Source organism: Candidatus Pelagibacter sp. uisw_091 (assembly GCF_059512525.1).
On record NZ_CM183455.1, the window covers coordinates 1,228,760 to 1,247,781 of the forward strand.

General features: G+C 28.4%; 18 protein-coding genes and 1 pseudogene. 10 read left to right on the forward strand and 9 right to left on the reverse strand.

Annotation, left to right across the window (positions count from 1 at the left end; translation table 11 throughout):
• Nucleotides 1–25 precede the first annotated feature (25 nt).
• The 7 genes and pseudogenes from rho to AC5YGA_RS06700 all read left to right on the forward strand — a co-directional run bounded on the left by rho (nucleotide 26) and on the right by AC5YGA_RS06700 (nucleotide 8,597).
• Nucleotides 26–1,294, forward strand: coding sequence for a transcription termination factor Rho (gene rho / locus AC5YGA_RS06670; RefSeq protein ID WP_415308344.1), 1,269 nt, complete (start codon nucleotides 26–28; stop codon nucleotides 1,292–1,294).
• Nucleotides 1,295–1,347: 53 nt separating this feature from the next.
• Nucleotides 1,348–2,913: a tetratricopeptide repeat-containing sulfotransferase family protein gene (locus AC5YGA_RS06675; protein WP_415308346.1), complete on the forward strand. Its 1,566-nt coding sequence runs from the start codon at nucleotides 1,348–1,350 to the stop codon at nucleotides 2,911–2,913.
• A 24-nt stretch (nucleotides 2,914–2,937) separates the two neighbouring features.
• On the forward strand, nucleotides 2,938–4,269 hold the full coding sequence (gene mnmE / locus AC5YGA_RS06680) for a tRNA uridine-5-carboxymethylaminomethyl(34) synthesis GTPase MnmE (protein WP_415308348.1): 1,332 nt from the start codon (nucleotides 2,938–2,940) through the stop codon (nucleotides 4,267–4,269).
• Between the two features lie 166 nt (nucleotides 4,270–4,435).
• On the forward strand, nucleotides 4,436–6,307 hold the full coding sequence (gene mnmG / locus AC5YGA_RS06685) for a tRNA uridine-5-carboxymethylaminomethyl(34) synthesis enzyme MnmG (RefSeq protein ID WP_415308349.1): 1,872 nt from the start codon (nucleotides 4,436–4,438) through the stop codon (nucleotides 6,305–6,307).
• A pseudogene (locus tag AC5YGA_RS06690) lies at nucleotides 6,307–6,941 on the forward strand (16S rRNA (guanine(527)-N(7))-methyltransferase RsmG); the annotation flags it as partial. The gene mnmG and the pseudogene AC5YGA_RS06690, both read left to right, overlap by 1 nt.
• Before the next feature lie 13 nt (nucleotides 6,942–6,954).
• Nucleotides 6,955–7,749, forward strand: a complete 795-nt coding sequence (locus AC5YGA_RS06695; protein ID WP_415308353.1) for a ParA family protein — start codon at nucleotides 6,955–6,957, stop codon at nucleotides 7,747–7,749.
• Nucleotides 7,749–8,597 (forward strand): ParB/RepB/Spo0J family partition protein, encoded by an 849-nt coding sequence (locus tag AC5YGA_RS06700; protein WP_415308355.1) that lies wholly within the window; start codon nucleotides 7,749–7,751, stop codon nucleotides 8,595–8,597. The genes AC5YGA_RS06695 and AC5YGA_RS06700 overlap by 1 nt, the downstream gene beginning before the upstream one ends.
• On the opposite strand, the gene holA is transcribed toward AC5YGA_RS06700, so the two are convergent.
• From holA to AC5YGA_RS06720, 4 genes are read right to left on the reverse strand one after another with little or no spacing between them, the layout of a single operon-like run.
• A complete protein-coding gene (gene holA, locus AC5YGA_RS06705; protein WP_415308356.1) occupies nucleotides 8,587–9,582 on the reverse strand; it encodes a DNA polymerase III subunit delta in 996 nt (331 codons plus the stop codon). The genes AC5YGA_RS06700 and holA overlap by 11 nt on opposite strands.
• A 1-nt stretch (nucleotide 9,583) precedes the next feature.
• On the reverse strand, nucleotides 9,584–10,048 hold the full coding sequence (locus AC5YGA_RS06710; RefSeq protein WP_415308358.1) for a hypothetical protein: 465 nt from the start codon (nucleotides 10,046–10,048) through the stop codon (nucleotides 9,584–9,586).
• 2 nt (nucleotides 10,049–10,050) lie between these two features.
• The gene (gene leuS / locus AC5YGA_RS06715; RefSeq protein ID WP_415308360.1) at nucleotides 10,051–12,600 is read right to left on the reverse strand and encodes a leucine--tRNA ligase; all 2,550 of its coding nucleotides are present in this window, start codon (nucleotides 12,598–12,600) and stop codon (nucleotides 10,051–10,053) included.
• Between the two features lie 17 nt (nucleotides 12,601–12,617).
• A complete protein-coding gene (locus AC5YGA_RS06720; protein WP_415308362.1) occupies nucleotides 12,618–13,130 on the reverse strand; it encodes a DUF3576 domain-containing protein in 513 nt (170 codons plus the stop codon).
• Between the two features lie 268 nt (nucleotides 13,131–13,398).
• Here AC5YGA_RS06720 and AC5YGA_RS06725 point away from each other — a divergent pair, with 268 nt between their 5' ends.
• The gene (locus tag AC5YGA_RS06725) at nucleotides 13,399–14,322 is read left to right on the forward strand and encodes a porin (RefSeq protein WP_415308363.1); all 924 of its coding nucleotides are present in this window, start codon (nucleotides 13,399–13,401) and stop codon (nucleotides 14,320–14,322) included.
• Between the two features lie 42 nt (nucleotides 14,323–14,364).
• Here the strand turns inward: AC5YGA_RS06725 and AC5YGA_RS06730 are convergent, their stop codons facing one another.
• On the reverse strand, nucleotides 14,365–14,913 hold the full coding sequence (locus tag AC5YGA_RS06730) for a thiamine phosphate synthase (protein ID WP_415308365.1): 549 nt from the start codon (nucleotides 14,911–14,913) through the stop codon (nucleotides 14,365–14,367).
• Between AC5YGA_RS06730 and AC5YGA_RS06735 the strand changes: the two genes are divergently transcribed.
• Complete coding sequence (locus AC5YGA_RS06735) at nucleotides 14,908–15,567, forward strand: YggS family pyridoxal phosphate-dependent enzyme (protein ID WP_415308367.1); 660 nt, start codon at nucleotides 14,908–14,910, stop codon at nucleotides 15,565–15,567. The genes AC5YGA_RS06730 and AC5YGA_RS06735 overlap by 6 nt on opposite strands.
• Here AC5YGA_RS06735 and AC5YGA_RS06740 read toward each other — a convergent pair.
• The gene (locus AC5YGA_RS06740; RefSeq protein ID WP_415308369.1) at nucleotides 15,564–16,052 is read right to left on the reverse strand and encodes a L,D-transpeptidase family protein; all 489 of its coding nucleotides are present in this window, start codon (nucleotides 16,050–16,052) and stop codon (nucleotides 15,564–15,566) included. The two genes, AC5YGA_RS06735 and AC5YGA_RS06740, sit on opposite strands and share 4 nt — an antisense overlap.
• 13 nt (nucleotides 16,053–16,065) lie before the next feature.
• On the opposite strand from AC5YGA_RS06740, the gene AC5YGA_RS06745 reads away from it, so the two are divergent.
• Nucleotides 16,066–16,653, forward strand: a complete 588-nt coding sequence (locus AC5YGA_RS06745) for a helix-turn-helix domain-containing protein (RefSeq protein ID WP_415308370.1) — start codon at nucleotides 16,066–16,068, stop codon at nucleotides 16,651–16,653.
• Between the two features lie 7 nt (nucleotides 16,654–16,660).
• Here AC5YGA_RS06745 and AC5YGA_RS06750 read toward each other — a convergent pair whose 3' ends face one another.
• From AC5YGA_RS06750 to dapB, 3 genes are read right to left on the reverse strand one after another with little or no spacing between them, the layout of a single operon-like run.
• Entirely contained in the window at nucleotides 16,661–17,590 is a 930-nt protein-coding gene (locus AC5YGA_RS06750) for an adenosine kinase (RefSeq protein ID WP_415308371.1), read from the reverse strand.
• A 1-nt stretch (nucleotide 17,591) separates the two neighbouring features.
• Nucleotides 17,592–18,245 (reverse strand): endonuclease III, encoded by a 654-nt coding sequence (gene nth / locus AC5YGA_RS06755; protein WP_415308373.1) that lies wholly within the window; start codon nucleotides 18,243–18,245, stop codon nucleotides 17,592–17,594.
• A complete protein-coding gene (gene dapB, locus AC5YGA_RS06760; RefSeq protein WP_415308375.1) occupies nucleotides 18,245–19,021 on the reverse strand; it encodes a 4-hydroxy-tetrahydrodipicolinate reductase in 777 nt (258 codons plus the stop codon). The genes nth and dapB overlap by 1 nt, the downstream gene beginning before the upstream one ends.
• Nucleotide 19,022: the final 1 nt, after the last annotated feature.

The following is a 19,022-nucleotide window of genomic DNA, read 5'->3' on the forward strand; positions in this document are numbered from 1 at the left end:
ACTAAAATTTTAACCCCCCCTAGTCATGAATATACAAGAACTTAAATTAAAATCATCTGAACAATTAATTACACAAGCCGAGGAGCTTGGAATTGAAAATGCTAGCACACTTAGAAAACAAGAAATCTTATTTGCTATATTAAAAAAAGTTGCAGAAAAAGAAGAGATAACAGGAGCTGGAGTTTTGCAATTATTACAAGATGGATTTGGTTTTTTGAGGGCCATGGAATCAAATTACTTAGCTGGCCCAGACGATATTTATGTTAGTCCAAGTCAGATAAGAAAATTTGGTTTGAGAACAGGAGATACAGTCGAAGGCCCCGTAAGAGCCCCCAAAGAAGGAGAAAGATATTTTGCATTATTGCAAGTAGAAAAAATAAATTTTGAAGAACCAGAAAAAGCTCGTCACAAAATTGCGTTTGATAATTTAACTCCACTTTACCCAGACAAACAAATGGTGATGGAAGTTGAGACAACTAAAATAGAAAAAAAACCAGATTTAACTCCAAGATTAATTGATCTTGTAAGCCCTATTGGAAAAGGTCAAAGATCAATAATTATCTCGCCCCCTAAAGCAGGTAAGACAATGATTTTACAAAGTATTGCAAACTCAATAGCTAAAAACTACCCAAAGAGCTACTTAATGGTTTTATTGATTGATGAGAGACCAGAAGAAGTAACTGACATGAAAAGAACAGTAAAAGGAGAAGTAATTAGTTCTACTTTTGATGAACCAGCTTCAAGACACGTTGCAGTTGCTGAAATGGTAATCGAAAAAGCAAAAAGATTAACTGAACACAAAAAAGACGTTGTAATTTTACTAGACTCAATAACAAGACTAGGCAGAGCTTACAATGCTGTCATACCAAGTTCTGGAAAAGTTTTAACAGGCGGTGTTGATGCAAATGCATTACAAAGACCAAAAAGATTTTTTGGAGCCGCAAGAAACATTGAAGAAGGTGGATCTTTAACCATCATCTCAACTGCTCTAATTGATACAGGATCAAGAATGGACGAGGTTATTTTTGAAGAATTTAAAGGAACTGGAAACAGTGAGACAGTACTTGATAGAAAAATTGCAGAAAAAAGAATTTATCCTGCAATAGATATAACAAAATCTGGAACTAGAAGAGAAGAGCTACTTTTTGATAAAGACGATCTTTCAAAAATGAATGTTCTTAGAAGAATTATTAGCCCAATGGGTACTATGGATGCAATTGAGTTTATTAATTCAAAACTTAAAGAAACAAAAAGTAATGCAGATTTTTTTAACTCAATGAACAAACCAGCATAAAATAATAATTTTATTTGAATTAGAAAAGTATATTATTTTAACCATATATATTTATGGATTTAATAGAAAAAATAAAAGTTCTTCAAAATCATTTAGCAGTAGGTAACCTCAAGAATGTAATTGAAGGCTGTAGTAAAATTTTAAAAAAAACACCCAATAATGCATTTGTGTTAAATTTATGCGGCTTGGCTTTTCAAAAAAATAGACAAATAAAGTTATCAGTAAAATACTTCATTGGTGCGTTGGATCAGGAGCCCAATAATATTGCAGCTATAAACAATTTAGCTAATTCCTACAAAGCTTTAGGAAGAATAGAGTTGGCAGAAAAACTTTATAAAAAAGCAATAGATTTAAACCCAGGATACATTAACGCCTTAAACAATTATGGCAATCTGAAGCTACAATTAAATGACTTCAAAGAGGCAACAGACTTATTCAAAAAGGCAATAGTAGAAAACAAAAACGAAATAACACTTTTATTTGGATTGGCTTCAGCCCTGCAGGGATTAGGAAATTTTGATGAAGCAACCAAAGTATTAAAAAGAATTTTAATAATTGACCCCAAGAAAGCCTCAGCACACAAGATGATCAGTTCTATTTTAAATTACGATCCAAAAAATGAAGAAAGTAAAATTCATTTAGAGGAAATGAAAAAACTAATTTTAGATAAAAGTCTTAATGATGATCAAAAAATAGACCTATCATTTGCATTGGCCAAAGCCTTTGAAGAAATGGGTTCTTTTGACTCTTCATTTCAAAACCTAACAATTGCTAATTTTTTGAAGAAAAAAAAATTTAACTATAACTTGGGAAATGATGAAAAACTTTTTAATAGTATAATTAAAGTCTTTGAAAATATTGATTTTGATCGCTTCAAAAAGAGGTCAGAAAATAAAGAAATAATTTTTATTTGTGGAATGCCAAGGTCTGGTACAACTCTTGTAGAGCAAATAATAGCATCTCACAAAGAAGTCTATGGAGCTGGAGAATTAATATACTTACAAGATGTTTTGCAAAAAAATTTTATAGAAGATTTTAGAATAAACAAACAAAGACTAATAGATCAAGCATCATTACCTGAAAACAATGTAGCAAATGAGTATTTTAAAAAATTAAATGATCACAAGTTTGATTCAAAAAGAACCACTGATAAGGCTCCTCAAAATTTTAGATGGATTGGATTTATCAAAATTTTTTTTCCAAATAGTAAAATCATACACTGTAAGAGGAACCCAAAAGATAACTGTCTATCGCTTTTCAAAAATTCTTTTGCTTCACCGAGTATGAATTGGAGTTATGATCAAACAGATGTTGCACGTTATTATAATCTTTATGATAACTTAATGTTATTTTGGAAAAAAAAAATACCTAATTTTATTTATGATGTAAAATATGAAGATTTAGTTTCTAACCACGAAGTTGAGATAAAAAAACTAATTAAATTTTGTAACCTTGATTGGGACCCATCTTGTTTAAATTATTATAAAAACAATAAAACGCCAATACAAACTGTAAGTGTCAATCAGGCCAGAAAACCAATATATAATACCTCTGTAAACTCAAATACTAACTTTAAAAAGTACCTTCAGGAGATGTATAATATTCTTGATACACACTAATTATAATTAGAGTATAATGCTCTAATGACAATTTATGCATTATCAACTGGTCCAGGTATTTCTGGTATAGCCATCATAAGAGTTTCCGGAAATGAAACTAAAAAAGTTATAGAATTGTTAACAAATACAGAGATTCCAGAACCTAGAGTTGCTACACTTAGAAAAATCAGCAAAATCAACACTTCTGAGCTTATTGATGAGGGCATAGTATTGTGGTTTCCTGGCCCTGACAGCTACACAGGAGAGGATATGGTTGAATTCCACATACACGGAAGCAAAGCTGTAATTGATGCCTTACACTCTTCTATTTCAAAGATTGATAATTGCCGTTTAGCGGAGCCAGGTGAGTTCACAAAGTTGGCATTCCAAAATGGAAAAATTAATTTACTCAAAGCAGAAAGTATTGCTGATTTAATTTCAGCCGAAACTGAAATTCAAAGACAACAAGCAATAAAAATTATGAATGGAAAGTCCGCTAACAAATTTAATGAATTAAGAGAAAAACTTTTAAAAATTTTATCACATGTTGAAGCAAAAATAGATTTTCCTGACGATGATTTACCTGAGGACATTTTAAAAAATATTAAAAGTATTTCCGGCGAAGTAATTTTGAATATAAAAAAAATTTTAAACGATCAAAAAGTTGGTGAAAGAATTAGAGAAGGTTTTAAAATTGCGATTATAGGACCAACTAATGCTGGTAAATCTAGTTTGATAAATCATCTATCAAATCGCGATGTTGCAATTGTCTCTGAGATAGCAGGAACAACTAGAGATGTAATAGAAACACATCTAAATATTGATGGTTATCCAGTTATTGTTTCTGATACAGCTGGAATTAGAGAATCTAAAAATGAAATTGAAAAAAAAGGAATAAAACTAGCATTAAAAAAAGCAGAAGATGCCGACTTAAAATTAATCATTATAGATGCTAAAAGCCTTGATATTAAAGGAATTTTAAAAGAATTAATGGATGAGAATGCTATTCTTGTAATTAACAAATCTGATCTTTTAAATGAAGACTTAAGTTTAGAAATAAAAAATTTTGAGCATGTTTTAATTTCAGTAAAAAACAATTTCAATATTGAGAATTTAATTTTTAAAATAAAAAATAAAATAAAAAATAAATTTATCACAAGTGAAGATATTTTAATTACCCGAGAAAGGCACAGACAACATTTAGAGCAAAGTTTAATCTATCTAAAAAATTTTGAAGAAAAAAATGAAACTGAGGACTTTGACAAAGCCGCTGAAGATCTTCGTCTTTCCACCAGACATCTGGGTATGATAGTTGGAAAAGTCGATGTTGAGGAGATATTAGGTAGTATTTTCAACGATTTTTGTATTGGAAAATAATTGTCATTTTATAGGGTTTTTTCAGCAAATTCATACTACTATAGTTGATAAATATAGCTTATTTGTCAATTTAAATTCAAATATGCACCTTTAAAAAGCAAAAAAAATTATTTTTTAAAAAACACGGACTCCTTGTAAATTTTTTTATGAGTTATAAATTTAGGTTATGAAAAATGATTTATCATTTGAAGTAGTAGTTATTGGAGGAGGACATGCGGGTTGTGAGGCTGCAGCAGCCTCTGCGCGTCTTGGAGTCAACACGGCCCTATTCACTCATAAAATTGAGACTATAGGAGAGATGTCTTGTAATCCAGCAATAGGTGGTCTTGGTAAAGGTCATCTAGTTAGAGAGATAGATGCTTTAGATGGTGTGATGGGTGAGGTTGCAGATAAATCTGGAATACAATTTAGATTATTAAATAGAAGTAGAGGTCCAGCAGTTCAGGGACCGAGAACTCAATCTGACAGATCTTTGTATCGTAAATATATGCAAGAAAAATTATTAAACTACTGTAATTTAACAGTTTTTTCAGACCCTGTGATTAAGTTTATTTTTGATAAAAATACCATAAATGGTTTTGAAACAAAGTCTGGAAAAAAAATTAGTTGCGCAAAGCTAATTTTAACAACTGGAACATTTTTGAATGGTTTGATTCATATTGGAGATGAGAGAACGCCAGCAGGAAGATTTGATGAAAAGCCTTCAAGAGGATTAAGCGAACAACTCGCAAAATATGATTTTAAAATAGGAAGACTTAAGACAGGAACACCACCAAGGCTCGACTCAAGAACAATTAATTATAATAATTTAGAAGAACAGTTTGCAGATGACGAGCCTTATTTTTTTTCTTTCTTAACTAAAAAAAATTTAAACAAACAAGTTTCATGTCGGATGACTTATACGAATGAAAAGGTTCATAAGATAATTCAAAAAAATCTTCAAAAAAGTGCCATGTACTCAGGAAGTATAAAAGGTGTTGGTCCAAGATACTGTCCTTCAATAGAGGATAAAATAGTAAAGTTTGCAGATAAGGACCGTCACCAGATATATTTAGAGCCTGAAGGGTTAAATGATCACACAATATACCCAAATGGAATATCCACATCATTACCTGAGGATGTACAGCAAGAAATATGTAACAATATCAGCGGTTTAGAAAATGTTAAGATAATTAGGCCAGGTTATGCGATAGAATACGACTATATTGACCCTAGAGAACTATTTTTAACTCTTGAAACAAAAAAAATTCAAAATTTATACCTTGCTGGACAGATAAATGGTACAACTGGATATGAAGAAGCAGCCGCACAGGGGTTAATAGCCGGAATTAATGCTGCATTATCTTTTAAGAAAGAAGAGCCATTTATTTTAGATAGGTCTGATGCTTACATTGGTGTCATGATAGATGATTTAGTAACTAAGGGTGTTGCAGAGCCTTATAGAATGTTTACTTCTAGAGCTGAATATAGACTAAGTTTGAGAGCTGATAATGCCGACCAAAGATTAACAAATAAAGGAATTGAAATTGGATTAATATCAAAAGAAAGAGAGGATATTTTTAAAGATAAAGAACAAAAATTAGGAATAATATCTAAAATAATGTCTGAATTATCAATGTCCCCAACAAAAATCAAAAACTTTGATATTAAAATTGCAAAAGATGGTGTTTTAAGAAAATCTAATGAAATATTAACACAAAAAGGTGTTGATATGAAAAAAATCAGGGAAATTTGGCCTGAAATTCCATATTTTTGTAAAAAAATAGATGAGCAAATTGAAACAAATGCGCATTATAGAGGTTATCTAAAAAAACAAAAAGCAGATATATTGGCATTTAAAAGAGATGAAAATTTAGTTATTCCCGACAAAGTTAACTATGATGATCTTTCTGGACTATCAAATGAAGTAAAAGCTAAATTTAAACAAATAAAACCAAAAACTATGGGACAAGCGTTAAGAATTGATGGAATAACTCCAGCTGCTGTATATATTTTGTTGTCACATGTAAAAAGAAAGTCTATTAAGCTTATAGCTTAATGGAGGAAATTTTAAAAAAATATTCACTACTAAAAGATCAAAATGTTTCACGTGAAACATTTGTAGATTTTGAGAGCTTCATTGCTATGCTTAAAGAAAGAAATGAACAAATTAACATGATAAGTAAAGAAACTGCGAAAAATGAAGTAATTAGAGACCGCCATATAGTCGATTCAGCACAAATCATTGAATTTGTTGATTTAAATAGTATTAATATAACTGATATAGGTTCAGGCGGAGGTATGCCTGGCATAATTATTGCAATAATGATTAAAAACTTAAAAAATGATGCAAAAGTACATTTATATGACAAAAGTCATCATAAGAGTGCTTTTTTGAGAAAAGTATCAAGAGACTTAAGATTAAATACAGAGGTAATACAAGAAAATATTTTTGAGGCACAAAATTTACAGTCAGGTACAATAATGGCAAGAGCTTTTAAGCCCTTACCTGTAGTTTTAGATTTAGTTTATAAAAATTTTAGTAGTTATAAAAATTTAATTTTGTTCATGGGAAAAAATGGCGAAAAAATTTTAGAAGAAACTTTAAAAAAGTGGGATTTTGATTTTGAAAAAAAAAAAGTATTACAAGCCAAGATTCATTCTTATTAAATATAAAAAATATAAAAAAAAAAATTAAAAAATTAAATGCAAATTATTTCTATAATAAATCAAAAGGGTGGGGTTGGAAAAACAACAACAGTCATCAACCTTGCAGCTGGTCTAGCTCAGCAAGAAAAAAAAGTTTTAGTAATTGATCTAGATCCACAAGGAAATGCTACTACAGGACTTGGTTTATCTAATTTAGAAAATTCTAGTGATACAATTTATGGTGTATTGAACGGAACAAGGTCAATTACCGAGGTAATCAAAAAAACAGAATTTGAAAATTTAGACATTATCACTTCAAATGTTGATTTGTCTGGACTAGAGATAGAAATAGCCAGTGATAACGAGCGAGCCTTCATATTAAAGGTTAAATTAGCCGCTTATTTAAATAATTCTAGAGGATACTATGATTATATACTTATAGACTGTCCACCATCACTAAGTTTACTTACAGTCATGGCTTTAGTGTCATCTCACTCACTTGTGGTCCCATTGCAGACAGAATTTTTTGCTCTAGAGGGCTTAACACAATTAATGAAAACAATAGAACGAATAAAAGTTAACTTAAATCCTGAATTAAAGATCAGAGGAATTCTTTTGACCATGTATGACAAAAGAAACAAGCTTTCATCACAAGTTGAAAAAGAAGCAAGAGATTATTTTAAAGAAAAGGTTTATCTTACTATCATACCAAGAAATGTAAGACTGTCTGAGGCACCATCTCACGGCATGCCGGTTTTAATTTACGACAAGTCTTGTCCTGGAAGTAAATCATATTTTAGTTTTACAGATGAATTTATTGGTCAAGAACAAAAAATAGGGAGTGCTGCATAATGGATACAACAAAAATAAAAAAAGGTTTAGGTAGAGGGTTGTCATCTTTAATAGGTGAAACAAAAGTAGAAATAAATATTAATAAAGTTTCTATAAGCAATTTATTAAGTAATAAATTTCAACCACGAAAAATATTTGATGAAGAAAGTTTAAAAGATTTAACAGGTTCGATAAAGGAGAGAGGTATTATTCAACCAATCATTGTTAGAAAGTCAAACGATCATAATTCTAAATATGAAATAATTGCAGGTGAGAGAAGGTGGCTAGCGGCACAAAAAGCTGGTCTACACGAGGTACCAGTAGTTATAACTGATGTAGATGATTTAAAATCTTTAGAATTTGCTATTGTTGAGAACGTTCAAAGAAATGATCTAAATGCAATTGAAGAAGCACGTGGTTATCAACGTCTTATTCAGGAATTTTCTTATGATCAAGATAAAGTTGCTCAATTTATTGGAAAAAGCAGAAGCCATATAACTAATATTTTAAGATTATTAAACTTACCAAATGCTGTCTTAAGACTAGTTGAAACTAAAAAATTATCACCTGGTCATGCAAAAGTTTTGGTAGGGTTAGATAATGCAGAATTTGTAGCAACTAAAATAATTGAAAAATCTCTTTCTGTAAGACAAGCAGAAAATTTTGTAAAAATATATAAGACGAAAAAAAAGCCCTCTAAAACATTTAAAGATGCCAATTTAAAAGGTCTAGAAAATTCAATTATAGAAAAAATTGGCTTGAATGTTTTGATTAAAAATAAAAAAGACAATACTGGGACTTTACTTTTAGAATACAAAGACCTTGATCAGCTTAACAAAATTATTGAAATTATAAAGTCTAATTATTAATTATCGAAGATTTTTCAATGATAAAATCTGACAAAATATTAATGGAACTATTAGAATGTTTTTTAACTAAAAGTTCAACAGTATTAATTTGATATATTAAATTTTTAACCTCTTTATAAGACCAATTTTTTATTTGAAGTTTTACAATCTCTTTGTCCTTCCAAAATATTGGCGGTTTAAAACTCCCTATTGTTGCGTCTAAACTTTTTGTCTTTTCAAAACTTTTACTTAATTTAATCAGTCTTTTTGCTTTCATTAAAAAAGTTCTAATAATTATAATACAATCATCTAGCGTGTAATTATTCTCATTCAATATATTAATGGTTCTTTTTTTATTTTTGGACAAGCAGCAATCAATTAATTCAGAAACATTATAATTTTCGGCTAAATTAGTGAGTTTTAAGATATCTTGTATTTCTATTTTATTTTTATTTAGTATGAAATTTCTTATTTTTTCAAGTTCATTATTTAAGTTTTGTCTATCTCCTCTTGAACGTTGAACAATCAAATTAATGGCCTGTTGTGAAATAGGCACTTTGTTTTCTCTAAAAAAACCATTTACCATAGCTGATAAGGTTTGATTGTTATCCTCATAAAATGGAACACAAAATATTTCTTTATTTTTTTCAAATAAAGATCTTATTTTTGATTTTTTCTCAAGAGTATTTGAATTTAAAATTAAAATTAAGTCATCAATTTTTTTTTCGATAATTTCCTCTATTACAACTTTTATTTTATCAGTTGCTCTATTTATTATAATTAATTTTTCATTTTCAAAAAAAGATTTTGATAAAATATTGTTAAAAAAATTCTCAATATTATTCAGAACTTCGCTCTCTTCATAGTAATAAGTATTATTTGGATATTTTACTTTAAATTTATTCTCAATTATTTGGTTTTTATGCCCCTGATTCTCACCATATAATAAAAAAAGAGATTGTTTTTTTAAGTTTATCTTTTCTAGCTCAAAAGATTTTATTATCATTTTATAAAGAGTACAAAAACAAGATTATTTCTTCAGAAATTTCTTCAGCTAAGTTCTCTTGTATTTTTTTTTCATTTTTTTTCAAATCAAACTTTCTGTCTATATTGTTATAGTTGAAGCTTTTTCCAAAATTTTTTATCATTATATTAGAATTGTTATCTTTAATTGTTAATTTTGTATTAATTCTTAAATTGAAACTTTTAGCATCACCTTTTGAATTTTTTGTAGTAATTTTTTTTTCTTTTATTGAGTACAGATTTATTTCAATAATTTTTTGGTTATTTTGCTGACTTTGAATATTTTTTAGGTTTTTATAAATTCTATTATTAATTAATTTATCTCCTTCCATTTCAATATTTTTTATCTTGAAATCAATGTTTTCTTTATAATATATAGGAGTATATCCACATGCATTTAACATGGTCATCACTAAAAAGATTATAATAATATTTTTTTTAATTCTCATTTTTAGTCTGTAATTATATTAATCAATTTATCTTTAATAAAAATTGTTTTCACAATTATTTTGTCTTCTAAATATTTATTACATTTAGCATCTTTATATATTTCTTGCATCAATGCTTTTTCATTAATATTAAATTGCATTTCCATTATAGATCTTTTTTTACTATTTATCTGAATTACTATAGAAGTTTTGCTTTGTATTAAGTATTTTTTTTCAATTTCAGGCCATTGATAGCTATTCTTGATGTTCAAATCCTCAAAACATTCAGCTGAAAGATGTGGTAAAATTGGATTTAAAGAACATAATATTTTGATATAATTAACTTTTAAATCTTCAGCACTTACTGAGGAAATATTTTTGGAAAAAAAATTATAAATCTCATACAAATTTGCTACAAGCACATTATATTGAAAACTTTCTAAATTTTTTGTAATCTTTTGAAGTATTTGATTGGTAAATCTAAAAATTTCATCTCCCTTCTTTCCTATAAATTTATCATTTTGTCCTTCAATCTGATTTTTTATATTTAAGTGTAAGGTCCAAAACTTCTGGATAAATTTAAAAGCAGCCTTTATTCCAGTATCTGACCACTGTATGTCTTTTTCAGGGGGGCTATCTGATAAAATAAATAACCTTACAGAGTCAGCACCATAATTCTTTATTATTTCTTCAGGGTCAATGGTATTTTTTTTTGATTTAGACATAGACTCTATGGGTCCTACAATTATTTTCTCTGAAAGATTATTTTTCTTATAATAGTTTTTATTATCCTCAGAGGTTATTTCATCAGGACTAACCCAGTTATTCTCTTGATCTTTATATGTCTCATGACAAACCATACCTTGTGTAAATAAGCCTTTAAATGGCTCTTTTATATTTATTTGATCATTTTTGTAACTCAAAGCCCGCATAAAGAACCTTGAGTATAAAAGATGTAAAATTGCGTGTTCCACCCCTCCAATATATTGGTCAACTGGCATCCAATAGTTAATATCGTCAACATTAAAACCATTTTCATCATTCTTAGGTGAACAAAATCTTAAAAAATACCATGAAGAGTCTACAAAAGTGTCAAGAGTATCCGTTTCTAGCTCACACTCCTCACCATCAATTAAAATTTTCTTCCATTCATCTTGATGATCCAGTGGATTACCTTTTGTATTAAGGTTTATATTTTCTGGAAGTTTAATTGGTAAAAATTCATTTGGTATTTTTACAATTTCATTATTTTTATTATAAGCAATGGGTATTGGGCATCCCCAATATCTTTGACGAGAAATACCCCAATCTTTTAATCTAAAGTTAATTTTTTTATTTCCTAATTTCTTCTCTTCCAGAACTTGAATGGCTTTTAATATTGATTCCTCTGGTGCACTTAACCCATCAAGGAATTTTGAATTAAAAATTTTCCCTGGTCCTGTATACGCTTCTTTTTCAACCTTAAATTCTCCGACATGATCATTTGGTTTTACAACAGGTATTATGTCTAGATTATATTTTAATGCAAAATCTAAATCTCGCTGATCATGACTTGGGCATCCAAAAACAGCTCCAAAGCCATAATCCATTAAAACAAAATTAGCAAAAAAAATAGGAATTTTTTTTTCAGAGTCAAAAGGATTTGTTGCTAAAAGTTTAGTTTTAAAACCTATTTTTTCAGCTTGTGCTATAGCCTCTTCTGTTGTGCCAGACTTTGAGCAGTCTTCTTTAAATTTTTTAAAATTATCATCTTTTTCATAATATTTGGATATTGGATGATCAACTGATAGAGCCAAAAATGAACAGCCAAAAAGTGTATCAGGTCTTGTTGTAAAAATTTTTACAGATTTTACGTCATCAATGCCTTCAATTTGAAAAGTAATTTCACTACCAAAGGATTTTCCAATCCAATTTTTTTGCATCACCTTAACTTTATTAGGCCACTCATCAAGTTTTTCTAAATCATCTAAAAGTTCATCTGAAAATTTTGAAATATTAAAACACCATTGGTTAAGTTTTTTTCTTTCAACTATGGCCCCTGATCGCCAGCCTCTGCCATCAATTACTTGTTCATTTGCTAAAACTGTTTGATCAATAGGATCCCAGTTTACATAGTTTTCTTTTCTATAAACTAAGCCCTTGTCATATAGATCTAGGAAAAATTTTTGTTGATGTTTATAGTATTCAGGTGAGCAAGTTGAAATTTCTTTGCTCCAATCAATAGATAAACCAAGTTGTTTTAGTTGTGATTTCATTGTGGATATATTTTTTTCTGTCCACTTCTTAGGATCTAAATTATTCTGACGAGCAGCATTCTCTGCGGGCATTCCAAAAGAGTCCCATCCCATGGGGTGAAGAACATTAAACCCACGCATAGATTTATATCTAGCTAAGACATCTCCAATAGTATAATTTCGAACATGCCCCATGTGAATTTTACCAGATGGATATGGAAACATTTCAAGGCAATAAAATTTTTTTTTGTCTTTGATGACCTTTGATTCAAAAACTTTTTTATCCTCCCAAATCTTTTGCCATTTTTCTTCTACTGATTTAAAATTATATCTAGTCACGAGTGTGTCTTATAACCCTATCTATCTGAGGATTTCAGAAAATCTAAGCTTCTTTTTTTACCTTTTTTTTTACTTTTAAAATAAGTAGCTGCTTTTTTTAAAATAGCCAATTTTAATTCATTATTTAAAGCACTTTCATTTTCTATTATTTTGCAATTAGTATTTACGTCACAATTTTTATTGAAGATTTGAATATTTAATGCGTCAGATCTAATTTCATTTGTTAAAAAACGAATTGAAATTTTAATTGATTTATTTGGTTCGTTAGTATCATTATACCAATCTGTTATTATTAACCCCCCACCATAGTCAACTGCAAGAAGTGGCATAAAATCTAATGTATCAAGTGTTGCCCTCCACAATTCATTAGAGGTAGCAAAATCAAAAGAGCCGTTATTTTTTTCTTTATTACCAAAACTAAAACCTCTTCCTTCTTCAATATTTTTTTGTATCCTTTTTTCAGGCTCAGGAGGGAATTTTTTTGCATCTGTAGGCCTATATAAACCACATGATTCTAGACTTAAAATCATAAGAAAAAGGACTATTAATTTTAGAGTTATTTTGATTGCCATAAAGCTCAGATAATGCTTTAATTATCATATTTTTAAGATCATGATAGGTTTAAATTTTTAACTAAATTTAAAGTAGAAAAAAACTAAAAATAAGGGATATAGTGTTGCATAAAAGCATCAATTGCCAAATAAATGGTCAGAATTATGATAAAATTTAATAAAATAAAGCAAAATTTGCTAATAAAACAGTGTTTATAATTATAAAACAATAAAAATGGAGAAAAATATGAACAACTTAAAAAAACTAGGGTTAACTGCATTAGCAGGTTCTCTAGCAACTACTGCAGCTTTTGCAGGTGCATTAGATGTATCTGGAACTGCAAAAATAAAATACCAATCACAGCATGAGTCAGAAACTACTGGAAACTCATACAGTACAGATAAAGCTATTGGCTTTTCAGGATCTGGAGATTTAGATAATGGAATGACTGTAAGTTATGGTTACACTATGACTGATGCAGCTTTCTCATCTACTTCTGTTAAAATTGACATGGGTGATGCAGGAATGATTGGTCTAGGAAATGGAACTGACATTGCTGGTATCGGTAAATATGATGACGTTATGCCAACTGCTGGTGAAGAAGTTTGGGATGATGTTAATGCTGATGATAACGGTGTTGTTGATCATTCAAATGTGAACCAATGGGGATATGAAGGTAGCTTAATGGGAGCAACAGTTTCAGTTGCTTATACTAATAATGCTGCAACTGGTTCAGATAAATCTATCGTACTACTTTCAAACGATCTAATGGATGGTTTACAAGTTGGTATTGGTATGGGTGATAAAGCTGGTGCAACAGTTACGACTGACCAAGATCATTCAACTATGTGGGCTAAGTACACAACTGGTCCTGCAACATTGGGTATCCAGGTGTCGAAAATTGACAACACGCTTACTACTTCTGACGAAGACAGAAATCACATTGCTGCGTCATTTGCTGTAAATGAAAACTTAAGTGTATCTTATGGTTTATCTACAGTTGAGTTTGGTGACACTACTAAATCTGACGAAGACAGTGCAGGTTTCTCAGCGTCATACACAATGGGATCAATTACTATTGGTGCAGTTCATAACACAACTGAAGCTGTAGCTGGTACGTCAACTGATGATGATAGTTTCACAGAAGTTGCTGTAACATTTGCATTTTAGTAATTAAGTAAATTTAAAATTTAAAAAACAGCCCATATTAATTTATGGGCTGTTTTTTTTGTCTCTCTCAAAAAAGCTTATTCCAGCAAACCCAAAACAATTTAATAAGTCTAGTTGTTTAATGTTTTCTTTAGATAGCCCACCCAAAACAATAATTTTTTTTTTTGTTAATGAGGATAATAACTTAAATCTATTAATACCTAAATAATTTTTGTTTTTTCTAAATGGTGAAGATAAAAAAACAGCATCAACCTTTTGTAAAACTTTAGCATTGATTTCTTTGTAATTATGAACAGAACCTAACAAAATAAAATTTTTTCTATATGAGTAACAAAGGTGTTTATATTCTGTATTAAAAGAGGGTATATAAGCACCATCCAAATTGAGCTTTAAAGCTAATTTAATATTATTTGATAGAATAAATTTATTGCCTCTTTTTTTTGAATAATTCTTTATTTTTAAAATTAAATTTGTGTCTAATTTTTCAGTATAATTTCTATAAATTATTGCTGTATCTTTATCAAGTTTATCTATGTGATTTTTATCAAATTTACTTATAAAGTAATACTTATTAGGTAAATAATTATGCATAATACTGTTAAAAACTTAACTTATATAAAAGAGCTAATTAAATCAAAAGTAAATGATTTAAATAATAATAAAAAAAGCAAAATTATCGCTGTATCAAAGACATTTCCTATTGAAAAAATTTTACCTCTCATTGAGTATGGACATTTAGATTATGGTGAAAATAAAGTCCAAGAAGCATTAGATAAGTGGAAAGACATTAAAGCTAGAAATAGAGAGATTAAAATACACTTAATTGGAAAGTTACAAACGAATAAAGTAAAGTTGGCAGTTAAAATTTTTGATTATGTTCACTCATTAGATAGTGAAAGATTAGCTAGTAAGATTGCTGAAGAACAGAGTAAACAAAACAAAAAACTTAAGTTTTTTATACAAATTAATATTGGTAATGAGGAACAAAAATCCGGAATAAGTAAAGAGAAAGCTTCAGAGTTTAATGAATATTGTAAAAATTTAAATTTAGATGTAATTGGAACCATGTGCATTCCACCTAAAGAAGGAGAGGTCAAAAATTATTTTTTAGAGATGAGTAAAATTAATAAAGAATTAGGCCTAATCGATTTAAGCATGGGCATGTCAGAAGATTATTTGGAAGCAGCTAAAAATGATGCAACATTTTTAAGAATTGGGTCTAAAATCTTTGGTCCAAGAAGTTAATCAATTTTTATTTGTGTTTTTTGATTAATTAATTTTAATATGATTTCAAAATCTTTTTTTTTAAGAGCTATACAGCCAGCTGTAGGTTTATAGCTATTAGTTATATGTATAAAGATTGCACTACCCTTATAGGGAATTTTTTTACTATTATGACTAATTGTTATTAAATAATCATATATGTGATCTTTTCTATAAAAATTTTCTTTATTTTTTTTATTAATTTTTAGAATTTCACTGTTATATTTTTTATGCTTTGGATCATCACACCAAGCTATATTTTTTTTAATAATTTTTTTTGCAATTTTACATTGAGGAACTCCAACCCTATCTTTCCTAAAATATAATTTTTCTAACTTGAACAAACCTTTTGGTGTTGAATAATCTCCCTCTATTTTATTTGAATTTAAGCCATTTTTACCTACACAACATTTGAACCTAAAATCATCAATTATTAGGGTGTTTTTATTTTTTACATGAATTATCATAGGTTTACTGAATATGATTAAGCAAAATGTTTTTATTATAAATTTTAACTCACTATATGAAGTTTTATGTGAGATTAAAGAACATTTAACTTTTAAAATAATAAAATATGAAAATAAAGAGGATTTTATTAATAGTTTTGATTTAGATATAAAGAATTCTTTAGTAATTTCAAACTCTCAACAGAAGTTATCACAAAATAAGAATATAACAGATCACAATTTATTATTTTTTAATGAATTACCTTTGCCTTTAAATAAAATTTTAGAACTAATTAATATTCAATTAATCAAACTTAAATTTAATTATCAGTCTAAAGTTAATATTAAAAGTTACGAATTAAATCTAAACTCTAAATTTTTCTCTAAAAATAATGTAAGTTTAAAATTAACAGAAAAAGAAATTGAAATTATTTTATATTTAAATAAGACAAAGACAAAACATGATGTGTCTGATTTACAAAAAAATATATGGGGTTATTCACCTGAAATGGAAACGCATACTGTTGAAACACACATATATCGATTACGAAAAAAGTTAAATATCAAATTTAATGATAACAATTTTATATTAAGTCATAAAAATGGGTATTTTATTGAGTAAAATAAAACTAATTTAATCTAGCGCCAATTTTTTGAATTATCTTTGACGACATTTCTGTACCCTTTTCAAGACTCTTTTCTATTGAAAATTTATTAATAAATCCATGAAGATATCCTGCTGCAAACAAATCACCAGCACCTGTTAAATCTATAATTTTCAAATTTGACTTAGCTTCACATTCAACCACTTCATTATTTTTAATAGCAATACTCCCTTTTTCTCCTCGAGTAATAATAAGAAGTTTTCCTAATTGTTTTCCAAACGTAATAACATCACTAAATTTTTTTGTATCAATTAAAGATTTAATCTCCTGTTCATTAGCAAAAGTAATATCAAGCTTATTTTTAACAAGGTTTAAAAAACTATCCTTATGTCTTTTTACACAAAACTGGTCGGATAACGTCATCGCTTTTTTATTAGCTAAGGACATTGCTTTATCAAATGCAGATTTTGGATCACCTTCATCCCATAAATATCCTTCTAAAAATATCATTTCACTTTCTTTAACAGCATTTTCATTAATATCTTTTTCACTAATTTTTCCTGCTATACCTAAAAAAGTTATCATTGTTCTTTCCGAATCAGGTGTTATTAGAATTAAACATGTACCAGTCGGTAAAATTTCTTCTCTGTTATCATAAAAATATTGCACTTTTTCCTTAATCAGACCCTCTTTATATTTTTGGCCTAATTCGTCAGAATTGATTTTACCAATAAATCCAACATTATTTTGTAATTGAGATAGGCCAACAATAGAATTTGCAACTGATCCACCAGATACAGTTTCTTCAATTTTTAGAGTAGATAAAAGTTTTTTGAATTCATTTTCATCTACTAGCTTCATAGTGCTTTTTGTTAAACCATTTTCTAATAGATATTGATCATTTACTTTACATATGACATCAACAATTGCATTTCCGATTCCTAAAATTTTCATATTAAGCTTTTTTTATTTTAACTGGATTTTTTCTATTAGGATAACAAGTGGTACAAATTTTACAAGTCAAACCATAACACTCCCTTGCCTTACAAAATTCTCTTCCATAATAAATTATCTGTAAGTGTAATTTGCTCCACTTTTTTTTAGGAAATAGTCTTTTTAAATCCTTCTCTGTTTGAATAACATTTTTACCACTTGTTAAACCCCATCTTTGAGCAAGCCTATGTATATGAGTATCTACTGCAAATGCAGGTATACCAAATCCTTGAGACATCACTACACTTGCTGTTTTATGTCCTACACCAGGCAGTTTTTCAAGCTCTTCAAAGCTTTTAGGTACTTTGCCACCATGATTATCTAAAAGTTGCTTAGACATTAAGTAAATACTTTTTGCTTTAACTCTAAAAATACCAATACTTTTAATTAATCTTTCAATTTTTTTTCTGCCTAATTTTACGAAATGCTCAGGTTTATAATATTTTGGGTATATATTTTTAGTTACATTATTAACATTTAAATCAGTACACTGTGCCGACAAAAGGACTGACATTAAAAGAGTGAATTTATTTTTATGGACTAGGGGAATGGGAGTTGTTGGATAAATTTTATTTAAAATTTTAAGTATTTTATTTATTTTGTCTTTTTCATCCATTATTCAAAATTTAATAAATCTCTCATTGAATAAAGTCCAGGCCTTTTATTTATAAGCCATTTTGCAGCAATTAGAGCACCATCAGAGTATAAAGATCTGTCAAATGCTTCGTGATTTAATTTTATTATTTCTTTACCACTAGAAAATGCAACCTCATGCTCTCCAATAATTTCTCCTTTTCTAATTGAATTAAAATTAATTTTTTTTCCATACTGAAAAGATTTTTTATTTAAAAATTTTTTACCAATTAAATTATAAAGATTTTTATTTTTTCCATTTGCTATACCTTTTCCCAGCATTAAAGCTGTTCCTGAGGGATAATCTTTTTTATGTTTATGATGAACTTCATACACTTTGCTTAAATATTCATCATTCAATGATTTTGAAGCAATTTCAGTTAAATACATTAACAAATTAACACCTAAGCTCATATTACCAGCTTTTAATATAGGAATTTTTTTTGAATACTTTTTAATTAAACTATCTTCTTTTTTAGTAAAACCAGTTGTTCCAATAACTACTCTTTTTTTAAGTCTTGATGCAATTTTAAGGATATCTAAAGTACATTTTGGAACTGTAAAGTCCACTATTACATCAGTTTTTTTAAAAGCTAGCTCTGTATTTAAATCAAGTTTGATATTAGCTATTTTTTTATTGATAATTTTGTTTTCTGTAAGAGCTACAAGTTTAAAGTTTTTATTAGATTTAGAAGATTTAATAAGTTGCTGACCCATTCTCCCAAGACAACCAGAAATTGCTAAATTGATTTTTTTCATT